Raw genomic sequence first — 25,539 nt, forward strand, 5'->3', positions numbered from 1 at the left:
ATTTTATGAATTATACCACATACAATTTATAAATTATACCAGTCATTAACACCAACACAAAAGCTTATACAACAAGGAGTTACGTAAAAATACCTTTGCTACAAAGTCTGTAAAAGCCATTTTCGATTAACGGTTTTGCTTTTTCTCTAGTTTTGGATAAACAATAATTCTAATAGTTTAAAACATGAAAAAAATAGGTCTGAAATTCGACGATTTTAACGCAGAGAAATTATCAAAAAACGAGCAAAAAGTCATTAGAGGTGGCGATGGAGATACTGATCTTCCAAACCCAATTAAAGGTGGCGGAGGTGCTGGAAACGTATAAGAAATTGGCTTCGACAAAATCTTAGTTATTATCAGATTTTTTCCAAAAATCTTTATTTAAAACTTCAATTTACTAATTCAAAATATATAAAAGCATGAAAAAAATAGAATCAAAATTCAGTGATTTTGAAGAGCAAAAAATCACAAAAACACAACAAAAAGCGGTAAGAGGCGGTGACGGAGATGACTCTGATCCAAAAAAAGCTGGTGGCGGAGGAGGAAACGGATAATCAATAAACTCTCAATATAGAAATTAATCCAAAAAATAAAGGTTATGAAAACAAACAAATCAAAATTTGAAGAATTCGAAAAAGCACAAATTACAAAAAACCAGCAAAAAGCGGTAAAAGGCGGTGACGGAGATGATTCTGATCCAAAAAAAGCTGGTGGCGGAGGAGGAAATGGCTAATCACCATTAAATCAATTTTAGATATTACTCGCAAATTGAGCTGGAGATACTCCAGTTCTTTTGCGAAATGATTTGGCAAAAGACACTGCATTCTTGAAACCAACACTTTCGGCAATAGCCTGGGTTGAATATTTCCTGTACAAATGATTGGTAATCATCTGATTGATTACATAGTTAATCTTTAGCTCATTTGTATATTCCCCAAAAGATTTGCCAAATCTCTTGTTAACCACATACGATAAATAAGTCGTATTCGTTTTTATTTTCTTAGCAGCATACGCTAATGTGAAATCGGCATTTAGATATTCCAATTTTTCTTCGAGGGCTAGCAGTTTTTCTACTATTTTGTTTTCTTTAGCCTCATCAATGCTCAAATTGACATTTTCTTTCTTGGCGTGTACTTCATCTTCTAACTCCACATTTTCAATAGTTTGAACAAGAACTTGTTCCTGTTCTTTTTTCTCAAGATTTGCTTTAAACTCTTCAATTAAAGCATTCATTTTTTTATGTGCCTTATTTTTATCGCGAATATTTTTGATTAAGAAAAATACGATTCCGACCACCAATACAACATAGAAGATTTTTAATGCTTTATTCCAAAAAACATCATATCGATATTTTTCCTGAATGGTAAACATCTCATCGCTTAAGTCGGCAACTCCAAGTTTATAATTAACTTCAAGTGCTTGGTCTCTAAGGTTTCCTTCGTATTTCTCGTATGAATCGAGATAAAGCTTAGAATGTTTGTACGCAAGCTCAGGTTCGTTTTTTATATTATAAATCTTCGCCTGAATATAATTTGACCGGAAATAACTATCGTCTAGCAACTTATTTTTCTGTGAAATTGAATCTACTTTCTTAAGAAAAACTAACGCTTTATCGTATTTTTTGATCGTATAATACAAGTCACCTAAATTGTAATTGGCAATCTGAAAATAAAACTGATCATTGTTCTGCTTTGCATACAACGCAATATCAAAATAAATCTTTTCTGCATTTTGATAATCGTTTTTCATCAAATATACATTACCGAGACTCAGCTTAGAAGTGATTTTGTTATCCACAAATTTTTCTGAGTAAGTGATTGCCTTTTTGTAGCAATACTCCGCAGAATCTAGCAGATAAGCCTTATCACGGTTTTTCATATAAAAGCCCTCATACGAATTTCCGAGATTGGTATAAAGATTGCTTTTGGCATTCTGATACTGATCGCTCCCGTAGAGGCTTTGGTTTTTGTCTAAAAATTCATCATTTTGTTTCAGGATTTTAATTGATAGCTGGTAGTTTCCTACGCTTTCATTTAAAAGTGCAATGTTGCTTTTAAATTTAATGACCTGAATAATATCATTAATCTGAGTTGATAGTTTAATTCCTTCCTGATAATTGGTGAGCGCCTTGCTGTAATTGCGCCTTTTCCACTCTGCTAAACCTCTGAAATTAAGCAAGTAAGAATGTAGTTTTGTTTTTTCTTCGGAATCAGGCATCTTTGCTAAAGACTTCATAGCCAGTGCATATTTCTGATCCGATTTAGCAATATTTCCTTTGAGTTGATATAAATGAGAAGCTGCTCCATAGGCAAAGGTTAAATGCTTATTATCAGTCGAATTCTCCAACTGATTTACATATTTAAGCCCTTCGTCAAAATTACCATTCATACTGAAACGAATTTTATTCTGCAAGGCTACATACTCTTGTTCAGTAAATTGCCTTTTATTCTGAGCAAAACAAGTATAAAATAGTAATAAAAATATAAAAGAGATTCTCAGCCTCATTTAGTGTGTTTTTGGTATTCAAAAATAGTTCATATATTATCAATAAACTACAATTAATTTGCCAAAATCCTATTAAATATTATTTTGGAAGAGCTAAATATAACAATTTAACTTGTATCTGTTATATTTTTATTGCTTAAATTTGTTTTGTTAAAAAAACAGAAAGATGAAACCAGATTTATTTCAAGCTCCAGATTACTATAACTTAGACGATTTACTAACAGACGAACACAAATTGGTTCGTGAGTCAGCACGTGCATGGGTTAAGAGAGAAGTTTCTCCTATTATAGAAGAATATGCCCAAAAAGCCGAATTTCCAAAACAAATTATAAAAGGTCTTGGAGAAATTGGCGGTTTTGGACCTTATATTCCTGTAGAATATGGCGGTGCCGGGTTAGACCAAATCTCTTATGGACTGATTATGCAGGAAATAGAAAGAGGTGACTCAGGAGTTAGATCCACTTCTTCTGTACAATCTTCTCTAGTAATGTATCCAATCTGGAAATACGGAAATGAAGAACAACGCATGAAATACCTGCCAAAACTCGCAACGGGAGAATTTATAGGATGTTTTGGCCTTACAGAACCCGATCACGGTTCTGACCCAGGAAGCATGATCACCAATTTTAAAGATATGGGAGACCATTACTTATTAAATGGTGCCAAAATGTGGATTTCTAACGCTCCTTTTGCAGATATTGCAATAGTTTGGGCTAAAAATGAAGAAGGAAGAATTCATGGCTTGATTGTAGAACGCGGCATGGAAGGTTTCTCGACACCTGAAACGCATAATAAATGGTCGCTACGTGCATCGGCAACTGGAGAATTAATTTTTGATAATGTAAAGGTTCCTAAAGAAAACCTTCTGCCTAATAAATCTGGACTGGGCGCACCGCTTGGATGCTTAGATTCTGCAAGATACGGAATTGCTTGGGGAGCAATAGGCGCAGGGATGGATTGTTACGATACTGCTCTTAGATATGCAAAAGAAAGGATACAATTTGGAAAACCTATTGGAGGCACACAACTCCAGCAGAAAAAATTGGCCGAGATGATTACAGAAATTACAAAAGCACAACTTTTGACTTGGCGCCTAGGGGTTTTAAGAAATGAAGGTAAAGCCACCTCAGCACAAATCTCGATGGCAAAACGCAATAATGTAAACATGGCAATCAATATTGCAAGAGAAGCTCGCCAAATGCTCGGAGGTATGGGAATTACAGGCGAATATTCAATCATGCGTCATATGATGAATCTGGAAAGCGTGATTACGTATGAAGGAACCCATGACATTCATTTGCTGATAACCGGAATGGATGTAACTGGAATTCCAGCATTTAAATAATTCGCAACTATTAAATTATATGCAAAATTGATACAAAAAGCTTCTTCTAACCGGAGAAGCTTTTTATCTTTGCACCAAAATTCCTGAAAATGAATATCGAAAAGATAAATAAAAGCATCCAACCACAAAAAAATCAACTTCTAAATCATTCTTTATACAATAAAATTCAAAATATCGACGATTTGCATAGTTTTCTAGAAACTCATGTTTTTGCCGTTTGGGATTTTATGTCTTTGCTAAAAGCGCTCCAATCAAAACTAACTTGTACAACAACTCCTTGGTTTGCCACAAAAAATCCGCAAACCCGTTATTTAATCAACGAAATTGTTCTGGCAGAAGAATCCGATTTAACGATAGACGGAAGAAGACAAAGCCATTATGAAATGTATCTTGAAGCAATGGAAGACTGCGGTGCAGATACGACCGGAATTTTAAAATTTTTATCAGAAGTCACTTCTCTTCACAATATATTCGTAGCCATTAAACAAAGTTCACTGCATCCAAATGTAAAAGAATTTCTAGATTTTACGTTTAGAGTTATTGAAGAAGGAAAACCGCACGAAATTGCAGCCGCTTTTACTTTTGGAAGAGAAGACCTGATTCCGAGCATGTTTACCGAAATCTTGAAAAATTTCCAAAAAAACCTGCCAGAAACAGATTTGGCCAAACTGCTTTACTATTTCGAAAGACATATCGAGCTAGATGCCGACGAGCACGGACCAATGGCTATGACAATGATTACAGAATTATGCGAAGAAGATGCTCAAAAATGGAAAGAAGTTGAAGAGGTTTCTATTCTGGCTCTCGAAAAACGTATCGGATTATGGAATGCCATTGAAGAAGAAATTCTTTTAAAAACAGAAATGGTTTAAAAATCCAAAACCTCTCATTTAACGTAACTATTTGTTCATAAATTTAAACAATCATGAAACTACAATTTAAACAAATAGTTACACTTATATTTTCTGTATTTCTTTTGAGTTGTAATGCAGAAGAAAACGGTTCAGCTCCGGCGCCTCCTGCTGTAAATCCGCCAGCCGTAAACCCAAATCTCCCAATAAGCGGCCCAATAAATTATTTAGCTTTAGGCGACAGCTACACTATTGGCCAAAGTGTCTGCGAAACCTGCAGATTTCCCGAACAGCTCAAAGAAAGCTTAAATGCAATGTATGGGGTTTCGATTTCATCAAAAATAATTGCCACAACTGGCTGGACAACTTCCAATCTACTTGCAGGAATAAAAGCGCAGGCCTTAGAACCAAAATACGATTTGGTAACGCTTTTAATCGGAGTAAACAATCAGTATCAGCACAGGAATTTTTCGGTTTACGAAAAAGAATTTCCAGAATTGGTAACCAAAGCCATCGAATTAGCAAAAGGTGATCGCAAAAATGTGATTGTAATCTCAATTCCTGATTATGCCTACACACCTTACGGCAAAAGTGTTGCACGCAATTCAAGTGCCATGATTTCGGCAGAAATAGACCAGTACAATAAATTTGCAGAAAACTATTGCAACGACAACAAAATTACATTTGTAAACATTACAGATATTACACGCCAAGGGCTCGAAAACCCTGAACTCGTGGCAAACGATGGCTTACATCCTTCTAAATTAGCCTACAGCCGATTTGTAGAACGCATGATGCCAAAAGTAAAAATGGCTTTAGAAGATTAATTCCTTTTAGGCAGCAAAAAGTCAGGTTTTCAAAAATTCGTTTAGTCCCGCTATCCGCTTTATTTTTTGCGGTGAACCCCACCACAAAAAGATATCGCTGCTATCGGGGCTGAAAAGAATGTTTTTCCTTTTCATTTATAACGATCAAAATCAACTTCTATCTTTTCAAACAAATCAGACTGTTGTAAAATTAAGTCAATCTTTTTAAGTCCGTCCTGATTTTCATCCGCAGTTACAAAAGCAAGACCCCAGACATCTTTAGAAAGGCTAAATTTTCCCGCTTCAGAATCAAAATGAAGCAAGATTTCATCATTCATCCATAAATCCAAAACCTCGATCATATGAGGCTTTAAAGAAGCTATCGAGTGCAAAAAATCGTTATTAAAGGTTTCCCTTTCAGCACCCAAAAAAATATCAATCAGAAGTTTATCCGAGTGGTATCCTGGGCGAAAATGATATTGATATGGTTTATTCATTGTTGATTCTTTTATTTATAACCAAGATTACAATATCAAGCCCCAAAACATAAATAAAATTGAACCTGAATAGTATTACGCATAATTCATCAAAAGTCGCTTATTAATCATTAAAAAAAGTATCGATGAAACTCAAAAATTTGTTCAAAATTGTATCTCCAACTGCAGCCCTTTGCAATATCGAGGGTTGGTTTTCTAAGACAGCGACTACTTCCTGCTTAGTTGGAATGCGTTGTGAGAACAAATAATCTTCTGTTAGTTTTTTCAACTTCTCAGCATTTAACTTTTCATCGGTTACAAATTGATTAAAAGCTTTCTGCTGTTCTACAATCATAAAAGAATTATAACCTTCCTCAATATCGCTTTCATCAATCAAAGGAAGATTTTCTTCTATAAAACGTTCTATCAATTCGCGTTTACTTCTAAGTTTAGTGTCACCTGAAACTAAATCCAGAATCTCTTTTTGTTTCTTTTCTTTTTCTGCAAAAGTGATTCCTTTTAATTTGGCAAGTAAACTCAGAATATAAGTTACCGTAATATCATCACGATGAATTAATTCCAGCTCAAAATCTACCTCATTTAAGATAGACGTTTTTACTTTTTTCCCTTTATCAGATAAATCTAAATATTTGGATTTATAATCATCAAACTCTTGTTCATCTAAATCAATATCTTCAAAGGTAAAATCAACAAACGAACTGATAATATTTTTTAATCGAATGACTTCTCTAAATGCTTTAACGAATTCAAGTTCTTCTTCCTCAGTATATAAATCATCAACAGATTCAGAAGTCGGTACAATACTTTTTAATTTCTCATAGGCTTCATTTATATCCTCAATGTATTTTTCATAAGGTTGTAGAATGATAACTTCTTTCGCCTGTTTATCCGAAAATAAAGCAATTGCATCGTCTGTGGCTTTTTTAAGATTTCTAAAAACTACAATGTTCCCCTGCGATTTTTTATCGCCTAAAATTCGGTTTGTTCTCGAATATGCCTGAATTAAACCATGGTATTTTAAATTTTTATCTACAAATAAGGTGTTCAGCGATTTGCTATCAAAACCAGTCAGAAACATATTGACAACAAATAACAAATCGACTTGTTTATTACGTACTTTTTGCGCAATATCTTTATAATAGCTGTAAAATGATTCACTACTTTTGGTTGTCCAGTTTGATTCGAAAGTTTTATTGTACTCCTCAATATAAGTTTCTAATTTGTCTCTTTTGTGATAGGAATTATAATCATCACGTTGGTCTCTATCTGCAACAGTATTAAAATCTTGTTCATCAAAATCGGCAACATCACTGATCATTTCATCATTGGCTCCAAAACTAAAAATTGTTGCCATTTTTAAATCGTGCTTTCGTTCTTTTTTAAGTTTTGAAAACAAGTCATAATACTTAATGAGTATTTCTACACTACTCACGCAAAACATCGCTGTAAAGGTTTTGTTTTGCGTTTTAACAGGATGTTGTTGAATGATATAGTTCGCAATTTTCTCGATACGTTCGTTGCTTTCCAGCAATTCCTGCGTATCGATAGCTTCAACTTCAATGTCTATTTCGTTTTGAGAATCTTGTTTCTCTCTGTATCTTCCAACATATTCAACTGAGAAACGCAATACGTTTTCGTCCTTAATGGCATCTGTAATGACATAACTGTGTAATTGTTCTCCAAATAAACTGGCTGTAGTTTGGTTTTGTTTATTTTTAGATAAAGCATTTTCGGCAAAAATAGGCGTTCCTGTAAAACCAAACATTTGGTAATTCTCAAAATATTGCGTAATTCTTTTGTGCGTATCGCCAAACTGACTACGATGACATTCATCAAAAATAAAAACAATCTTTTTGTCTTTTAGATTGTTCATCGTTTTAAGATGATTTTCGCGCGTAGTAGCATTATACAACTTTTGGATAGTCGTAACAATCAGTTTGTTATTGTTATCATTAAACTGACGAACCAGGTTTTTAGTATTATTGGTCGGGTCAATACAATCGGGTTTAAATGCATTAAACTCTTTCGCTGTTTGATAATCCAAATCTTGTCTGTCGACACAAAAAACGACTTTATCGACTTTCGGCAATTGCGATAATATCTGACTGGCTTTAAAAGAAGTCAACGTTTTACCCGAACCTGTTGTATGCCAGATATAACCATTTTTATTGGAGTTTTTAACTCTTTCAATAATCCGTTCTACCGCATAAAACTGATACGGGCGCAAAACCATCAGCATTTTATCGGTATCGTGCAAAACGATATATTTGGTTATCATTTTAGACAAATGACACTTTTCTAAAAATACATTTACAAAATCTTCGAGTTTAGAAATTCGCTTATTATTATCATCTGTCCAGTAAAAAGTCTGTTTGAAATCAGGTTTTTTGTTTCCGAAATTGCTAAAGTATTTGGTGTTTACACCATTACTGATAATAAACAACTGTACAAAATTGAATAAACCTGTATTAGCCGAAAACGAATGTTTTTGATAACGATCGATTTGATTGTACGCTTCTTTTAGTTCCAATCCGGTTTTCTTTAATTCGATTTGAACCAAAGGCAGACCGTTTATTAAAATCGTAACATCGTAACGATTTTTATACGTTCCTTCCACCGTAATTTGATTCGTGACCTGATATTCATTCTGACACCAGAAATCCATATTAAGGAATTCGATATAAACCAATTCGTTCGCTTCATTCCTGAAAGCAAATTTATCCCGAAGCAATAATGCTTTTTCAAAAACATTATTCGTCTTGGTTAAATGATTTAAAATCTGTTTGAAATCACTATCCGAAAACACTTTGTTGTTGTGTTTTTCTAATTGATTTTTAAGATTAACCAACAAATCGGCTTCATCTAAAATGGTTACTTTTTCGTAACCATTTGAAGTTAGTTGATGGATTAAATTTTGCTCTAAAATTAATTCGGATTGCGATGTCATTTAAACTATTTGTATTGCTTTATTTCATTAGTAATTCATAATTACGTTCAATTTCTTTTATTTCTTCTTCGGTTAAAGCAGAAAATTCTTTTTCGACTGCTCTTTTCGAAAGTTTTCCGTCATTTTGTTCCAAGAAACGAATCAGTAATGCCACCATTTTATCTGGCATTTGAAACTCATCATCCAGATAACTTTTCATTTCATCGTATTTTTGAAGATACGTTACTTCTTGCGGAATAACATTTTCGATGGTATCGTTTACACAATCGTACAAAAACTCAGCCTGCTTTGTGGCATCAAAATAACGATAAAAATCGATTGTTTCATTCAGAACTTCCACATTGTTTGATTTTGTTTTTTCCCATTCTATAAAATCAAGTAACGGATGAGAATAGGCTTCCAGAACATTTCGATAATCATCAATATGATTTAAAATAGAAGCCGAAACAGGAAAAATAATTCCCTGATGTATAAACTTCATTTTAGATAAAATATGATGAATTAAATAACGATGAATTCTCCCATTTCCGTCTACATAAGGATGAATAAACACAAAACCAAAAGCTATTGCCGAAGCTGACAAAACAGGATCAAAGTGATTGTCTTCGAGTTTTTTATAGGTTTCTAACAAGCCATCGATCAGTTTTTCGATATCTTCTTTTTTTGCTGAAATATGTTCTGGAATAGGCTCGCCGGTTGTACGATCATGTTCGCCTACAAAACCGCCTTCTTTTCTAAAACCCATTGCAATAAAACGGCTGTTTTCGATTACGATTTGCTGTAAACGCAGTAATTCTTCTTTATCTAAAGATTTTGTACCTGCCTGACCGATTGCTTTTCCCCAGCGTACGGCACGATTTACAGTAGGATTTTCGCCTTCGATTGTAAAGGATGCTTTAGAATCTTTCAGCAGTAAAAATGCCGATGCTCTTTGTAAAACATCTTTATGAAAAGCTTTTAAATAAGTGTCTTTTTTTTGAGAAAGGTTTTCTTCTATATACTTTCTTAGTTTGTCTGTTTTAAAAATTAACGGACAAAAATCTACTGTTCCCGGTAGATTATTTTTAATACGATGACGACTGGAATTAATAGAATTTGATACCCCAAACTGAATATCTTCATCTATTAACGGAATAAAGTTTTTAATTGCCAAGTCTGGAATATCCAGTTTTTCTTGCATAAGCCATTCATACAAAAACCAAATTTTTCGACTGTATTGTCCCGTTGGTTCGCTTTGTACCATGCTTGTTATTTCTTCTTTTGCCACTTTTTGAAATAGCTTTTTAAAAAACAGCAAGTTTATTCCCTCATATTTTAATGCAAAAACCAAATGATGAAACAATGTTTCTTTTGGATGGTGTCTTGGTGTAAAGACTAACCAATTTTCTGTACTATATTGTTTGTGTTTTTTACTGATGGTCGCCAATTTATCAGGCATTGGCATAAATAACTGCAATGCATTTATTATGGCACCATACCCTACTAATGTAACAAGTTCGGGGGTTGTTTTATCATTAAATACTGTTATATCCTTAGAAAAAACTATCATATTTGCACAAACATTTTATAAACAATCTATTCAAATATATGAAAAATAGGTTACAAAAATGAAAAATAGGTTATTTTTGTTTTATAAAATGAAAAATAGGTTTTAATTTTTCTAATAATTTTGAATAACAGGTTAAAATCATGAAAATAGAGTAAATTCTAAATTTTTAATGAAAAAGAGGTTTTTTTAAACTTTACAAAACCTAAACATATTCCATAAAAAACAAACGCTAATTATCATTTTGCAATAAAAACAAACGCTTTCTTAAACTAACAACCTCAGCTTAAACAAACTTGTAATGTAAAACCTTTCTACTTTTCAGCGTATTTGACCATCGCCTGAGCGAAGTATTTAAATACCGTTAGTTCTCCCGAATCGACCGACATAGAAACACCTCCTAATAGAACATAACCTTCTTTAATTTTATTTAAGACTTCGAACTGCAACAACTCCTTTGATTCAAACTCTAAAATAATATAATCTGTAATTTTTTTGTTCTCCATAATTTTTTTTTAAACAAACATTTGCTGTAACAACCCTTTTTTATATTCCTGCGTATCTTCTATTTGTGTTGCTATCAAAGTAATTTTTTCATCTATTGCTGAAAGAAAATTGGCGATTTTGGTTTGTTCTTTTAATTGTGGTAAAATGATAGGCAAAGCAGAGTATTCTTCAGCATTTATTCCTGGTTGACCTGAGCGCATTGACATTATCTTAACCCATTTGTCATATCTTGAAAGTAAAGTTTGATAAAATATAAATTTTGGATTTGCTTTAGCTATGTTAAATTTTATCAAAAATCCTGCGAAAAATAATTTACCATCATTTACATCATATAAATAAGTTTTCCCTGTACTTGCACCAGTTCTAGTAAATAATAAATCCCCAGACTCTAATAAATAGCTATCATCAAATTCTTCTGGCGAAGTAATTTTATTTCTTAAAAATCTTCCAGATAATTCATCAATATCTGTAATTCTAATATATCCATTAATACCATCATACTCTTTTGCAGAAGAATTAAGTCCATACTTAGGTTTTGAAGAAACTTCTCCCAAAGTTTTCTCCTCCCAATCCTCAAAATCATTCCCATTATCATCCTTAAATCGAATTTCCTGATTAAAGATTTTCTGAATCATACCTTTTTTGTATTCTTCTAAAAGGGCTTTCTTCTCTTTTAATAAATTGATTTTTTCATCTATTGAAGAAAGGAAATTGGCGATTTTGGTTTGTTCTTGAAGTGAAGGAAATGGTAAAATAACACTTGATAAAATTTCTTGTCCCACATTATAACGTGTACTTCCTCCTGATTTAGATGTTATTTCTTCTCTTGATAAATTAGTTTTAAGTAATTTATTAAAAAATACAGGATTATATTCTCCAATTTTACGACCTCTAATAACAAATCCTCCAAAGGTTGCTGGTTGTTCCTTATCTAAATAAACATTTGCAGTACCTACTTCTTCTCTTGTTTCAGAACTCCTTTGGAATAATATATCGCCATAAGTCACAAGATATTTGGAAGCAGTTTTTTCATCCACATCAACACTTCCTTTAATTTTATTATGAGTTATAAAGTCATTACTTAAAATGTCCAAAACATTAATGAACTTATATCCTCTTCCATATTGCTCTTTTGAAGCATTGATACCATTTTTAAACTCTAGCAATTTATTCAATTGTATCAATTCCCAATCTTCTTCAAATTCAGGAAACCGTAATTTTGGTTGTAATGTTTCCATCTTAAAAAGGTGTTTTTATATTCAACTCAGCACAAAAAGAAGCAATAGTTTGATCAACCGTTTCCATTTTGCTGTCAATACTTTGTAATTTTTCAGCAATCGCGTTTACATCTATACTTTCGGCTTCTTCAAACGTATTTACATAACGTGGAATATTCAGGTTGTAATCGTTGGCTTTTACTTGTTCTAAAGTCGCCACGTTCGAGTATTTCTCAATTATTGCTCTCGATTGGTAAGTGCTTACAATTTTATCAATATGTTCTTCGCGCAGTACGTTTTGGTTTTTTACTTTTTCAAAATCGTTGCTGGCGTCGATAAACAAAATATCATCCGGGTTTTCTTTGCATTTTTTAAAGACCAAAATACAAGTCGGGATACTTGTACCGTAAAACAAATTGGCAGGAAGACCTATAATAGCATCTATATAATTTCGGTCTTCTATTAAAAACTTACGAATATGACCTTCGGCCGCGCCACGAAACAAAACACCGTGCGGTGCAATACACGCCATGATTCCGTTATCATCCAAATGATGTATCATGTGTTGAATAAAAGCAAAATCAGCTTTGGTTGCCGGAGCCAGTCTTCCGTATTGCGAAAAACGCTCTTCGTTAGAAAATAATGGGTTCGCACTCCACTTTGCCGAAAATGGAGGATTCGCTACGATGGCTTCAAATTTAAATCCTTCGTGTTGTGGTCGCTCAAGTGTATCTTCATGTTTGATATCAAATTTATGATAATTGACATCATGCAGAATCATGTTCATTCGGGCCAAGTTGTACGTCGTACGGTTTTGCTCCTGCCCATAAAAATGTCCTACTTCCTCTACTTCTCTTGCTACACGAAGCAGTAACGAACCACTACCGCAAGTTGGGTCATAAACTGATTTTAGTTTGCTTTTTTTGGTCGTTACAATTTTTGCCAAGATACTAGAAACCTGTTGAGGTGTATAAAATTCTCCCGCTTTTTGTCCGGCTCCTGCAGCAAACTTTGCAATAAGATATTCATATGCATCTCCCAAAACATCACCTTCGGTATTCTCTAAATCAAAATCAATCGCATCAAGTGAAGTTAAGATTTTTACAATAACATTGTTTCTATCTTTTGTTGTACGACCAATTTTGGTAGAATTCAAATCAATATCATAAAAAAGCTGGTCAAAATCGTCCTGACTTTCAGAACCCATGGTACTTTTTTCGATATTACTTAAAACAGCCGCTAAATCTTCAAGAATAAAAGTGCTTTGTATTTGCTCTTCATCCTCTTCATTAACGACTTTAGCATTTCCTTTTTTTGCCAGATTGCTAAACAACTCCGATGGTTTTAAGAAATAACCTAAAGCATCAACAGTTGCCTCTTTTAAAGCGTCTAAAATTTGTTTTCCGTGTTCGCTTTCTTCGTCAATTTCAGCAAAAATTAAGTTATCTGGTTCTAAAAATTTATTTGCTACTTTCTCTAGTTTTTCCGAAAGATACTTGTAAAAAATAAAACCTAATATATAATCCTGAAATTGGTTGGCACTAATTTTTCCTCGTAAAATATCGGCAATCGCCCAAAGCTTTTGTTCCAGTAGTTTTTTTTGATCTTCAGACATTTTTGTTGTTGATTTGGTAATTGGAGAAAGTTATAAAAAAACCCCGAAATAACGATTCCGAGGTTTGATATTATTTAAATTAAAATTCGCAGAAAGGAAGGGATTCGAACCCTCGATACAGTTACCCATATACTAGCTTTCCAGGCTAGCTCCTTAAACCACTCGGACACCTTTCTAATTGGTCTGCAAAGAACACAAAAAAAATCGAGTTACAAAAGTAAATTTGCAGTTTGTTTAAATGCTGTTCTTGAATTCTTCCATGAAGAGTTTTACCGCTTTTTTCTGATAACTTCCGATAGTCAGCATAAACGATTCTCTCTTGGTTATGACTCCTGTTAGTTGTACCGCTTTGAGTTGGTCCCAGCCTTTTAAGGCTTTTTCGGCTACAATGGTTGCCCAATCGCTGTTTTCGACCATTTGAAGCAAGGCGTGAATAGAATGCAATTCAATCGAAATTTTTGGTTTCATGTTGAATTTCTGAAACAGTTCTTCTACAAATTCTCTCGAATTGGATCCTTTTCCGGGCAGAATCAACGGAATTTCGTCTAACTTCTTGAAAGCTATTTTGCCCAAATCTGCCAGCGGATGATTTTTAGAAACTGCCATGACCATATTCGAAATAAACAGAGGCACTTTCTGTATGGGTGGCTCGATTTCGTGCGACGAAATCACCATAACTACATCCAATTCATTATTAAGGAGTTTTTGCTCTAGAGATTCTGTTGTGCCGTATTCTACCACAATTTTTAAGTTTTGATATGCTTTCGCAAACGAGTTGACTACGGGCAAAATCAAAAGTCCGAAAATGTAAGTTACGCCTATTCTTAGTTCGCCGCCAATCATTTCGTTTAAATCTTCAATCGCCTGCTTACCGTTTTCTACATTTTCGACTACTTTTTTAGCATGTATCAGAAAAACAGAACCCGCTTCGGTCAACTGTACTTTTTTTCCGATTCGCTTAAACAAAGGCATACCGAGCTCTTCTTCAAGTTTTTTAATTTGTTGCGAAAGTCCCGATTGTGTTACAAAACACAATTCTGCCGCTTTGGTAAAGTGCAGTATCTCTGCCGTTTTGATAAAATATTGCAATTGATAAATTTCCATATTAATAAGTTTTACTACTCATAATAAGTAAAATTATTAATTTTTCTAATGAAATCATAATTACGAACTTTGTATCAAATAATTTAAGATCATGTTTAAAGCCTTAAAATCTAAAAATTTCAAGTTGTTTTTTTACGGACAATCTGTTTCGGTTATAGGAACTTGGATGCAGAAAACCGCTGTAAGCTGGATGGTTTACAGCATAACAGGCTCTGTCTTTTTATTAGGATTAGCCACTTTTTTAAGTATGATTCCGTCTTTGTTTCTAGCTCCTCTAGCAGGAAGCATCATCGGGCGTTACGATCGTCATCGTGCCATGATTGTACTGCAGTCTCTGGCAATGCTTCAGGCCGGGAGTTTGGCTTTGCTGATTTATCTCAAAATATACAATATCAATTTTATTTTGGCTTTAAGCCTTATTCAGGGAATTATCAATGCATTTGATATGACTTGCAGACAAACCATGATGATTGATATAGTCGACAACAAAGAAGATCTTCCAAATGCTGTTGCGCTGAATTCGACTCTTACTAATTTTGCCCGTATAGCTGGTCCTGCTCTTGCCGGAATCATACTGCATCAATACGGTGAAGATATTTGTTTTATCGGAAACTTCATAAGTTACATTCCCGTTTTGATTTCGTTGTTTATGATGAAGATCACACCGCATATAAAAGCTGAAAGCAAACTGAAAATGCTCGATGATCTTGCAGAAGGTTTTGATTATGTCAAAAAAGAGACCGAAATGGCACGGATGCTTTTAATGCTTATGTGCAGCAGTTTGTTTGTTATTTCATTTAATACCTTGATGCCCGTTTTTGCAAAAGATATTTTCAGCGGAAATGCCGAAACTTTCAGCTGGTTTGAAAGTGCTGCGGGAATCGGTTCTATTGCTGCCGCGATTTATGCTGCCAATCTGAAATCGGCTGAAAACATGGATAAATTAATGCTTTCTGCGACCTTGCTTTTAGGTTTCAGCATTATAATTCTAGCCGTTTCTAACAGTATTACCATAGCCTTGATCTGCATGACATTAAGCGGCATCGGAATGATGGGACAGACCTCATCAATTAATATCTATATCCAAACCAAAAGCACTGTCAAGATGCGCTCAAGAAGCATCAGCTATTATATGATGGCCTATCAGGGAATGGTTCCTGTAGGAAGTCTTATTATTGGGTATGTTTCGCATTCTCTTGGCGTTAGAACTACTGTTGCGATTCAAGGTGTCATCTGTCTTCTTTCTGTGATTGTTTATGTACATTATAAAAAACATAAATCAACGGATGAAGATTTGGAAACTTGTCCGGTTCCATATCAAAATTCCAAAAATTAAATTCCAAATTCCAATTATCCAGCAATTTTGTCATTTCGAGGAACGAGACTCGAGCGATAGCGAATAGGCGAAGCAAATCACACAAGTAACTCCGTTCCAATAGTTGCCAATCTTTGCGGAGCTCTTCGCGAAGATTTCTCGTTCCTCGAAATGACAAACTGTAGCCATTAAAAGAAATTTTCAACAAAAAAAAAACCAAATTCCAAAACTAAAGTATGGAATTTGGGATTTTAAATATTTGGAATTTTGAAACTATGAAATCTCTCCTCTTAATGCAGTTTCAAAAACATCTTTAAACTCATTTTGCGGAATCTTATGCCCTAACAGATACATTAATTTTGTAATCGCTGCTTCGGTTGTAATATCTTTTCCAGAAATAACACCCAAAGATTTTAAGGCTGTACTGGTTTCGTATTGCCCCATGTTGACGCTTCCTCCTGAGCATTGGGTTACATTTACGATATGCATTCCAGATTTGATGGCTTTTTCGATTAAATTTAAAAACCAATCTTCGGTTGGTGCATTTCCTGAGCCGTAGGTTTCTAGAATAATTCCTCTTAAGCCTTTAGTCGCGAGGATTGAAGCCAAAACGATTTCGCTCATTCCAGGAAACATTTTTATGATGGCAACATGATTGTCTAAGTTTTTGTGAACAATCAGTTTTGCATCTTTATTTATGGGAAGAAATAAATGTTTGTTCAACTTTAAATGAACGCCAGATTCTACCAATTCTGGATAATTGGGTGCAGTAAACGCCCTGAAATGCTCTGCATTTACCTTTGAAGTTCTGTTTCCACGATACAATTTGTATTCAAAATACAAGCATACTTCTGTGATTACTGGCTTTCCATTTTCTTGAAGCGACGCAATCTGAATCGCTGTAATGAGGTTTTCTTTGGCATCGGTACGCAAATCTCCAATTGGCAATTGCGAACCTGTAAATACTACTGGTTTTGCTAAATTCTCCAACATAAAACTCAATGCCGAAGCCGAATACGACATGGTATCTGATCCGTGAAGCACTACAAATCCGTCATAAGTAGCATAACTATCCTCGATAATTGTGGCAATCTTCGTCCACATTTCCGGATTCATATTTGAAGAATCAATTGGATGTTCGAATGAAATAGATTCGATTTCGCAGTCCAATTGCTTGATTTCGGGAATTTTCTGAATCAATTTCCCAAAATTGAATGCCTTAAGCGCTCCGGTCTCAAAGTCTTTGCTCATACCGATGGTGCCTCCGGTATAAATCAGCAGTATTTTTGCTTTAGATGACATCTTGGTATTTTAATTTATTGACAACCGGATTGGCATACATTGCCAAAAATCCTTGTCTGGTAACAGGATTATCACTTCCGATACGCATTTCTAAACGACGTTCAAAAAGCTGTTTTTCGCTTTCTTTGTATTTATCAGCAAATCGGTCTGTTTCGTTCAAAATATCGTACGCAATAAAATTAGTCGGCCATAACTGGTAATTTTTCAGAATAACATCATCAATAGTTTGTGCCAATGCCAAAACCTGCTTGTTTGCATTATCGTTTTCAGCCACAATCTGGTCGATTTCGGCATCTAAAACATCTCCAACAGAAATATGGATTCGTTTCTTAGTTCCCATGATACCGCTGATGATATTCATGAAATCTTCGTTTTTATCTTTTACATACACTTCGTTGTTGGCTTCTGCCATCAATTGAGGCATTTTCAACACATCAGTCGGATCGTATTCGTATGAAATAGAAACTGGAACAACTTTTAATTTCTTAAAATAATCCATTAAGTTTTCTTCATCAGAAGCCATCCCGATCATTTTTAAAACACCAGGATTGGTTTCGTCATTTCCGTCTTTGGTTCTTCCTTCTTTCTGAGCAATCCAAACCGAACGATTTTCGCGCAGCAGCAATTGTCCCATATATTCTGATAGCAGTTTAGAGCTCTGCAGCATTTCTCGAGGAGACAAACCTCTTAAAACCAAAAAGTTTCGGTTTAATTTTGCTAAAGTTGCTAGAAAAGCTTTTTTGACCAAATTATCTCCAATCGCAGATGCAGTCATAACCAAACCATGCTCGAACAAACAGACATTCAGCAAAGTCGTATCTAAAAGAATATCCCTGTGATTAGAAATAAACAAATAAGAAGTGTTTTTTTCTAGTTTCTCAAAGCCAGAAGTTGTCAAGCCTTCAGAACTTTTTTCGAGAACTTTTTGTATGGTATTATAAATAAAGTTGCATTGAAAATCACGAATTGAATGTGTTTTCTTCAGTTGCTCTTTCCAAACCTCATCTTTTACATCCGGAAAAGTAAAGTTCATCATGGTTTTCATCATAGGATGATTGACCACCGCATGAAGTGCTTCATTTATTTCGGAATCATAAAACGGTCGAATGGCATCAAATTTCTGCATTATTTATAATTGTTTAAAGTGGGCAAAAGAACAAAAAAAAAATTAAAGTTTTGTAAGGCACAGGTTAAATCCCAAAAACGTCTTTTGAATTTTGCGTTGTTATTGCTGCTATTTCTTCTTCTGAAACGCCATAAATCGCTGCCAGTTTTGCAATTACATTGACTAAGTAACTGCTTTCGTTTCTTTTTCCTCGGTACGGAATTGGAGCTAAATAAGGCGAATCTGTCTCAAGAACAATATGTCTTAAATCGATTTGATCTAAAAACTGATCAATTTTTCCGTTTTTGAAAGTTACAACACCACCAATTCCTAATTTCATATTGTACGAAATTGCTTGCTGTGCTTGTATTAAAGTTCCGGAAAAACAATGAAAAATCCCAAATAAATCTTCAGATTTTTCTTCTTCAAGCACCTCGAAAATTTCATCAAAGGCTTCTCGGCAATGAATCACAATAGGTAAGTTGTATTGTTTTGCCAGCTGAATCTGTTTTTTAAAAGCAATCTGTTGTTCTTTTAAATGCGTTTTATCCCAATATAAATCGATTCCGATTTCACCAACAGCGCAGAACTTTCTTTTGGCTAATTCATTTTCAACATGCGCCAGCTCTTCTAGATAATTGTCTTTTACATAAGTAGGATGCAGTCCCATCATTAAGAATACATTTTCAGGATAACTCTTTTCCAACTCATACATAGACTGTGTTGCTGCAGCATCAATTGCAGGGATAAAAAATCGGGTAACTCCTGCGTTAATGGCACGCTGTATCATTTCATCACGATCCTGATCAAATTCTTCAGAATACAAATGCGTGTGGGTATCGGTAATAATTGGTGTTGAATTCAATGGTGTAAATTTAAAGCCGTCAAAATTACGACAATATTAAAAGAATACCAATTTTGTAGAGATTAGAGGACGTCGATAAAACGGATTTTTCTCTATTTTCATTTTCAGAAATGACGCTTAGAATGATAAAAACCTCTGTCAAAGTTTAAAAACTTTGACAGAGGTTGCTTTTTTTATCATCTTAAGGAACGAAGAATCTCAAAAGTTATATCGCAAAGAAAACCCCCATTTTTTCTAACGATCAACTAGTGTGATACTTCGTTCCTTAGGACGACAAGTAGAAGTAATGAATACTATTTACCCGTTTCAATAAATACTAAAGCACGGTCCAAAACTTCATCTCTTCCTTCCTGAATGCCTTTAATTGTTGGCTTTACTTCAATATCAGGAACTATGCCAATTCTTTGTGTTTCGCGTTTATCTGGATAATAAACGCCAATTCCTGTGTATCTAGTATGGAATGTTTTAAAATCTAGTTCAGTTACATTTCCGTCTGCACCGGCTGTGGCCTACGTTCCGACTGCTAAAGCTGATTATCATAGTCCACATCTCTACTTTTTCAGTGATTGTTTTTGGGACAATTTCTTATAAAAGAAAATCGAATTTAGAATTAAAATTCCAAATTCGATTGAGGTTTCACGTAAAGGCAGCATTTTTTTTGCCGTTTTATGTTGTTTATGTTAATTTAACTCTTCTAGTAGCTGTTCTACTTGGTCATAATCTTCGTAATCCTGAGAAATAGTCTGCAAAATTTCTTCGCATTCTTTATATTTTCCTTGTTTTAATTTCGACAAAGCCCTATTCCATTTTGCTTTTTCCTTATAAACAGAATTTCCTGCTTCTAACTCTTTAAAAACATTTTCTGCTTTTACATATTTATCTACCTGAAGTAACGAAACGCCGTAGAAATATTTAATTTCTTCTGAATTGTTTACTTTTAAAATAGCTTCAAAAAGCGGAACCGCCTTTGCATATCTTTTGCCATTAAAATTATCTTCGGCCTGTTTTAAGGTTTCTTCAGACACCCCTCTTTCTGTAAAATAAGCACTTTCTGGATGGTTGTAATCTTCAAAATTTGGATAATGTTTATAGTCAAAGAAAAACAATCCGAACATAATGGCTGCAGAAGCCGCTGCCGCAAAATACCACGGTCTCATAGAAACTATTTTTGGCTTCTTTTTCTGGAAATACTTGTCTGAAATTCGGGTCAGATTTTCAGTAAAGACTTCTCGCTCTTGTGCGATTCCAAATTTATTTTCCAATTGAAAATGCATTTCTTTGAAAGTTTCTAGTTCGGCTGCCAATTCTGGATTTTCGGCCAATTGTTTCTCAAAGCTGCTTTTTTCATCAACGGTCAGTTCGCCTTGAAGATATTGATCAAATAAGATATAGCGTTCTTCGTTCATGATTATTTGTTTTTTAATAAATTAAAATTTTTCGCTTCTTGAATCCACTGCGTCAATTGTCCTACACATAATGATTTCTTTTTTCGGACATAACCGTACGTAACATTCAGTTTTGCAGCCACCTCTTCCATCGTTTTTAGGCTGAAACTTAGCTTTAAAACTTCTTGACATTTTTCTCCGAGTTTCTGAAACATCGTATCAAAAAGTTGCTGCTTTTCATCAAATTCTTCTGTCTGGGCAATTAAGTCTTGTGCAGATTCATTAGTAGATACGACATGCTCATAAATTGTTACCCTTTGGTTTTCGGATTTCTTCAATTCATTGAGCCATCGCCTTTTGCACAATAAGAAAAAGTAAGCATCAAACGGACAAGTAAGCCTTAGCTTATTGGCTTTGGCTTGATTAAAAAGCAAAATCAATATTTCCTGAATCACATCTTGCGCCTGGTCCTTATCGCCCGAGTTATTGGTAATGAACATACACACCTTGGGGGCGAACTTTTTGTATATCATTTCAATAATTACAGAATCATTGGCTGCAAGTCCGTCGATATATTTTTGGTCAGGATGAGTTTTGTTTTGATCCATAAAAAAGGTTTTAACAGCTAATTTAAAAAAAGAATCTCAAAATTTTTTATAAAAAGGGGTAACAAAGTGGCACTTAATTGTATACAAACATAGAAAAGTCTTTTAAAAACCATTAAAAAATTAAAAGAAATGGAAACCTATCAATTTACAAACCAAAGAAGCATGGCTCGTTTTTATGAGAGAATTGCCGCTAAAAAACGCAACGGTTTCGTTGTTACAGAATACAGCGAAAAACTGCCGTATGTAGTTTTATCTAAAGAAAAACAGACTGTAAACCATTCGCTGCATTTATTTATGAGCTGTATGACTTTGGGTTTATGGATTGTAATCTGGATTTTCCTCATTTTAAAATTTTCTAGAAAAAAAGACATTTTACTCGCTGTAGACGAAGACGGAAATCTTTTTGAAGATAAATGTCTTTCTGTTTAAATAAAAAGACCGTCCGTTACTCGTACCAACTAGGAATCAATTAAATAATCTGTCTAATCAGACGCGGATTAAAACGGATTTTTTTTCATTTATCAAATTAAAAAAATTAAGTAGTAAATCTGTGAAAATACGTGTTTTTACGAAGTAAATCTGTTTTATCCGTGTCCTCTATATGCTTAGTCAATTATTCGTTCGTTAAGCAAATTGTCATTTAAAAAAAATCAAAAATATAGGGTAACAATTTTTAATGCTAATTGATATAACGGTGTAAAAGCATTTAAAAATATTTTTTGAAAACCAGGGTAACAAAATCAAACCCGAATTGATTTAACTAAAAATTAATTAACCAAATCTGAAAAACACTTGATAACATCAAGCCAGATTTATAAAACTAAAAATGATGAAAACAAATTTTAAAAAAATCGGACTCTTATTATTGGCCATTACAACTTTTGCAAGCTGCGACAACAGCGATGGTGACGATATCAAACTTTCGCCTCCAACAGCAGCTGCTTTTAAGAGCATCAGCGAAAAAGGAGTAAAAAGAAACACACAAAACTTTACTATAACTGCAGGAAATGGCGTTGTCAGCCTAACTTCTGCAAAAGGCGTAAAATTGTACATAAATGGCGACTGTTTAACCAAAAACGGAAATGCGGTAACGGGTCAGGTAAATATCGAATATATCGAACTTTTTGACAAAGGAAATATGCTGGTAACCAACAAACCAACGATAGGAATTACTGCTGACGGAAAGAAAAACCTGCTGATTTCGGGAGGAGAATTCTTCATCAAGGCAACTCAGGGGGGAGTCGAATTACAAACTACATGTCAAATGAACATGATTGTTCCTACAGCTTTGACAGATGGTTATGATAACTTAATGACTTTATGGACTGGAGTTATTGATGAAGAGGGTGAATTGGCTTGGAAAGATGCTCGTGGAGCCGACGGAAAAGGCGGTGTGCAAGGAGAAGGAAACAATTATTATGTAACATTCGGAAATTTTGGCTGGACTAATATCGATCGTTTTTACAGCGATCCACGACCTAAAACAACTATTCTGGTTGATGTTCCTGATGGTTACGATAACAAAAACAGCGCAGTTTACCTTTCTTATGACGGAGAAGGAACAAATGCCCTTGCAAAATTAGACACTTATACGCCTCAAGGTCTTTTTAGCGAACACTACGGACAAATTCCGATTGGTCTTGCTTGCCACATCATTTTCGTAACAGAGGACAACGGAAACTGGCGTTATGCAATAAAAGGAGTAACCACAACTGCCAATGCTGTTTATACCTTTAATCTATCCGAAACAACAGTCGGTACAGAAGCCCAACTGGTTGCTGCAATCAATGCTATTCAGTAACTTACAAATGCTTTTTTAAGAAAAAGTGGTGATTTGCTCACCGCTTTTTTTTACATTTAATCCAGTTTTAAAAACATTTTAATGATTTTTAGAAGCTGACCCTGTTGTCTGTTGTATCTTTTCTAGCTAAAGAGCCAGAAAAAGTATGCCATTCCCATCAGGGCTAAAAAACACTTGCTGCTATGAAACCACAATTGTCTATTTTCTTTATTCTATTTTCTATTATCTCAATAGGTCAAACCAAAGTTAAAGACACCATAACACGAAGAGCCTCTATTGGTTTTGCGCAAAATGGAAACCGCGTTAGTTTTAAACCCGAAACACCGCCTTTGATTCCGATTGCGGGTGCGCCAAAACCAAGCTATTCTTATTTATGGGAACTCGGCGACGGGCATTACAGTAAAGAAGCAGAACCCAAGCATGTGTACAAAAAAAAGGGAACATACACCACAAGACTTGCCGTAACCAACAATTACGACAACGGCAAACCTCCTGCAACACGCCCGAAAAAAGTGGCTGTAAACGACCTCACTGATCACGATTATAAAGATATTGCTTCGATAGCAGAACAAAACGGTTTTGCAATTATTAAAAACTGCGACCCGATTCCAGAACAAGAAATGGTAGTGGTGGTAAGTTACCAAAATCTCGAGAATTATGTTTCGAGCGGCAAACTGTATCTTTTTTACAACGAAAAAGAATTCAAACACAACAATTTCGAATTAAGCGATTTCAGAACATATGCTGGCGAGAGGGAAGTAAAAGAAAACCTTGTCGCGTCTGTAAACGACCTTAACGATTCTAATAATTTTACAGCTTCTGCTGAAGCGAATTTGAAATCAAAAAAATATCGAAACACCACTACAGAAGAAGATTTGGATGCTTCTCTTGCCGATGCCAATAAAACTTATCATAATGTTTCTGTTTTAGAATTCGACGATGCGAATCCGGGCGAAACACGAAATGTTTTTTACACTTTCAAAACCACTCCCGAAATGATTAAAGATACCAGTGCAACGGTTACGATGCGCGGTATATTTGTTCCGAACCGAAGTTATAAAAACCATAAAATCAAAAAACTGGAAATGGAAATCGTAACTTCTCACGACCCAAACAAAATGGGTTCTAACGGAAGATTCATGAATTATAGATTGGTGCGTTTTAAAAGGGTGAATTTCAAGACTCGTTTTCAGAATAATGGCGAGGGTCCGGCACGAAAAATACGTTTAGAAACCGATATTCCGGATATGTTTGATAAAAAGACTTTCCAGATTGAAAGCATGTATCCAGAATGCCCAATTTGCCCAAAAGGAGAAGAACCAACCGTGAGTTGTCTGGATACCATTATCAAACAAAAACAGATCATTTTTACTTTTAAAAATATTTATCTGCCCGGAAGCGAACAAAAAAACGTGCAAGAAAAAGACTCTACTAAAGGGTTTGTAAAATACTCTATGAAGTTTGGCGAAGATTTTCATAAGGTAAAAACCAAAAGCAGAACAGCCATTATTTTTGACAAAAACGAACCTATTATTACCAACTACGCCACTACCCGATTCCTACCCGGAATTTCGATTGGCGCCAAAGCGGGTTATAATTTTTATCCCGACTTAGAAAAATCGACCAGTTATTTTGTGGGAGCAACACTTTCGCCTTTTAAATCGTATCGCTTTTATTGGCAAGTTGAATGGGAAAACGCGTTTAACCAATACAACAGCGCAACGAATATCTCCGACCAATTCAATACCAATGCCAACGGTACGAGACAGTTAGTCCGTACTACGACTACGACTGAAAACAAAAACATCAATTGGGAAATTCCGGTTTTAATTCGGTACAACATCAATAATTATATCGGAATCGGTGCGGGAATTCAGGCGAATATCAATGTTTCTTCTGAGCAAAATCAGAGTATAAAGATTGATACTTATGAAGGCGATAAAGAGAACTTTTTAATCAGCTCTACAAGTAGTTCTGATAAAATAAAAAACAGTTTTACAGATGTAAAAACAGGGCTTTTATTGGATTTAACGGCTGGTTTTGCGAGAATTGGACCAAGTCTCGGCGCTCGTTATGTGATGAGTTTTGAACAGAATTTTAATTATTTTCAGGTTTATGGAATTTGGAAATTTTAGAGGTTATTTCGCAAAGATGCTCAAAGGTTCCACAGAGATTCCCAAAGGATCTTTTGCCACGACCCGAGCGATAGCGAACAGGC

Annotated in this window: 23 protein-coding genes and 1 tRNA gene; 10 read left to right on the plus strand and 14 right to left on the minus strand. The window is 34.6% G+C overall.

What is annotated here, in order from left to right; genetic code table 11:
* Positions 1-184: 184 nt before the first annotated feature.
* The 3 genes from E0W73_RS07510 (at position 185) to E0W73_RS07520 (ending at position 733) form a co-directional block, all read left to right on the plus strand.
* Positions 185-325 (plus strand): rSAM-modified peptide, encoded by a 141-nt coding sequence (locus tag E0W73_RS07510; RefSeq protein ID WP_135221473.1) that lies wholly within the window; start codon positions 185-187, stop codon positions 323-325.
* A 94-nt stretch (positions 326-419) separates the two neighbouring features.
* Positions 420-554 (plus strand): rSAM-modified peptide, encoded by a 135-nt coding sequence (locus E0W73_RS07515; RefSeq protein ID WP_135221474.1) that lies wholly within the window; start codon positions 420-422, stop codon positions 552-554.
* 44 nt (positions 555-598) lie between these two features.
* A complete protein-coding gene (locus E0W73_RS07520; RefSeq protein WP_135221475.1) occupies positions 599-733 on the plus strand; it encodes an rSAM-modified peptide in 135 nt (44 codons plus the stop codon).
* A 17-nt stretch (positions 734-750) separates the two neighbouring features.
* On the opposite strand, the gene E0W73_RS07525 is transcribed toward E0W73_RS07520, so the two are convergent.
* The gene (locus E0W73_RS07525; RefSeq protein WP_135221476.1) at positions 751-2,505 is read right to left on the minus strand and encodes a helix-turn-helix domain-containing protein; all 1,755 of its coding nucleotides are present in this window, start codon (positions 2,503-2,505) and stop codon (positions 751-753) included.
* Between the two features lie 166 nt (positions 2,506-2,671).
* On the opposite strand from E0W73_RS07525, the gene E0W73_RS07530 reads away from it, so the two are divergent.
* The 3 genes from E0W73_RS07530 (at position 2,672) to E0W73_RS07540 (ending at position 5,528) form a co-directional block, all read left to right on the plus strand.
* Positions 2,672-3,850 (plus strand): acyl-CoA dehydrogenase family protein, encoded by a 1,179-nt coding sequence (locus tag E0W73_RS07530; RefSeq protein WP_135221477.1) that lies wholly within the window; start codon positions 2,672-2,674, stop codon positions 3,848-3,850.
* Positions 3,851-3,939: 89 nt separating this feature from the next.
* Positions 3,940-4,722, plus strand: coding sequence for a DUF3050 domain-containing protein (locus tag E0W73_RS07535; protein ID WP_135221478.1), 783 nt, complete (start codon positions 3,940-3,942; stop codon positions 4,720-4,722).
* A gap of 53 nt (positions 4,723-4,775) precedes the next feature.
* Complete coding sequence (locus E0W73_RS07540) at positions 4,776-5,528, plus strand: SGNH/GDSL hydrolase family protein (protein WP_135221479.1); 753 nt, start codon at positions 4,776-4,778, stop codon at positions 5,526-5,528.
* A 131-nt stretch (positions 5,529-5,659) separates the two neighbouring features.
* Here the strand turns inward: E0W73_RS07540 and E0W73_RS07545 are convergent, their stop codons facing one another.
* The 8 genes from E0W73_RS07545 to E0W73_RS07580 all read right to left on the minus strand — a co-directional run bounded on the left by E0W73_RS07545 (position 5,660) and on the right by E0W73_RS07580 (position 14,940).
* Complete coding sequence (locus E0W73_RS07545) at positions 5,660-6,004, minus strand: hypothetical protein (RefSeq protein WP_135221480.1); 345 nt, start codon at positions 6,002-6,004, stop codon at positions 5,660-5,662.
* 103 nt (positions 6,005-6,107) lie between these two features.
* Positions 6,108-8,951, minus strand: a complete 2,844-nt coding sequence (locus E0W73_RS07550; protein WP_135221481.1) for a type I restriction endonuclease subunit R — start codon at positions 8,949-8,951, stop codon at positions 6,108-6,110.
* A gap of 19 nt (positions 8,952-8,970) precedes the next feature.
* Complete coding sequence (locus E0W73_RS07555; protein ID WP_135221482.1) at positions 8,971-10,500, minus strand: Fic family protein; 1,530 nt, start codon at positions 10,498-10,500, stop codon at positions 8,971-8,973.
* A gap of 311 nt (positions 10,501-10,811) precedes the next feature.
* Complete coding sequence (locus E0W73_RS07560; RefSeq protein WP_135221483.1) at positions 10,812-11,003, minus strand: hypothetical protein; 192 nt, start codon at positions 11,001-11,003, stop codon at positions 10,812-10,814.
* Between the two features lie 9 nt (positions 11,004-11,012).
* On the minus strand, positions 11,013-12,242 hold the full coding sequence (locus E0W73_RS07565; RefSeq protein ID WP_135221484.1) for a restriction endonuclease subunit S: 1,230 nt from the start codon (positions 12,240-12,242) through the stop codon (positions 11,013-11,015).
* A 1-nt stretch (position 12,243) separates the two neighbouring features.
* On the minus strand, positions 12,244-13,836 hold the full coding sequence (locus E0W73_RS07570; protein WP_135221485.1) for a type I restriction-modification system subunit M: 1,593 nt from the start codon (positions 13,834-13,836) through the stop codon (positions 12,244-12,246).
* Positions 13,837-13,925: 89 nt separating this feature from the next.
* Positions 13,926-14,012 (minus strand) — tRNA-Ser (locus E0W73_RS07575).
* 58 nt (positions 14,013-14,070) lie between these two features.
* Positions 14,071-14,940, minus strand: a complete 870-nt coding sequence (locus E0W73_RS07580) for a LysR substrate-binding domain-containing protein (RefSeq protein WP_135221486.1) — start codon at positions 14,938-14,940, stop codon at positions 14,071-14,073.
* A gap of 91 nt (positions 14,941-15,031) precedes the next feature.
* Between E0W73_RS07580 and E0W73_RS07585 the strand changes: the two genes are divergently transcribed.
* The gene (locus E0W73_RS07585; RefSeq protein WP_135221487.1) at positions 15,032-16,276 is read left to right on the plus strand and encodes an MFS transporter; all 1,245 of its coding nucleotides are present in this window, start codon (positions 15,032-15,034) and stop codon (positions 16,274-16,276) included.
* 252 nt (positions 16,277-16,528) lie between these two features.
* On the opposite strand, the gene E0W73_RS07590 is transcribed toward E0W73_RS07585, so the two are convergent.
* From E0W73_RS07590 to E0W73_RS07615, 5 genes are all read right to left on the minus strand, one after another.
* Positions 16,529-17,557, minus strand: coding sequence for an asparaginase (locus tag E0W73_RS07590; RefSeq protein WP_135221488.1), 1,029 nt, complete (start codon positions 17,555-17,557; stop codon positions 16,529-16,531).
* Positions 17,547-18,683 carry a 1-acyl-sn-glycerol-3-phosphate acyltransferase gene (locus E0W73_RS07595; protein WP_135221489.1) on the minus strand — a complete coding sequence of 379 codons (1,137 nt, stop codon included), beginning with the start codon at positions 18,681-18,683 and terminating at the stop codon, positions 17,547-17,549. The genes E0W73_RS07590 and E0W73_RS07595 overlap by 11 nt, the downstream gene beginning before the upstream one ends.
* Positions 18,684-18,747: 64 nt before the next feature.
* The gene (locus E0W73_RS07600) at positions 18,748-19,527 is read right to left on the minus strand and encodes a TatD family hydrolase (RefSeq protein WP_135221490.1); all 780 of its coding nucleotides are present in this window, start codon (positions 19,525-19,527) and stop codon (positions 18,748-18,750) included.
* 680 nt (positions 19,528-20,207) lie between these two features.
* Positions 20,208-20,933, minus strand: a complete 726-nt coding sequence (locus E0W73_RS07610) for a tetratricopeptide repeat protein (RefSeq protein ID WP_135221491.1) — start codon at positions 20,931-20,933, stop codon at positions 20,208-20,210.
* 2 nt (positions 20,934-20,935) lie between these two features.
* Positions 20,936-21,520 carry an RNA polymerase sigma factor gene (locus E0W73_RS07615; RefSeq protein ID WP_135221492.1) on the minus strand — a complete coding sequence of 195 codons (585 nt, stop codon included), beginning with the start codon at positions 21,518-21,520 and terminating at the stop codon, positions 20,936-20,938.
* 129 nt (positions 21,521-21,649) lie between these two features.
* On the opposite strand from E0W73_RS07615, the gene E0W73_RS07620 reads away from it, so the two are divergent.
* The 3 genes from E0W73_RS07620 (at position 21,650) to E0W73_RS07630 (ending at position 25,456) form a co-directional block, all read left to right on the plus strand.
* Complete coding sequence (locus E0W73_RS07620) at positions 21,650-21,949, plus strand: hypothetical protein (RefSeq protein WP_135221493.1); 300 nt, start codon at positions 21,650-21,652, stop codon at positions 21,947-21,949.
* A gap of 400 nt (positions 21,950-22,349) precedes the next feature.
* Complete coding sequence (locus E0W73_RS07625) at positions 22,350-23,321, plus strand: hypothetical protein (RefSeq protein ID WP_135221573.1); 972 nt, start codon at positions 22,350-22,352, stop codon at positions 23,319-23,321.
* 182 nt (positions 23,322-23,503) lie between these two features.
* Positions 23,504-25,456 (plus strand): PKD domain-containing protein, encoded by a 1,953-nt coding sequence (locus E0W73_RS07630; protein ID WP_135221494.1) that lies wholly within the window; start codon positions 23,504-23,506, stop codon positions 25,454-25,456.
* Positions 25,457-25,539: the final 83 nt, after the last annotated feature.

It is taken from the genome of Flavobacterium foetidum, assembly GCF_004634245.1.
GTDB lineage: Bacteria > Bacteroidota > Bacteroidia > Flavobacteriales > Flavobacteriaceae > Flavobacterium > Flavobacterium foetidum.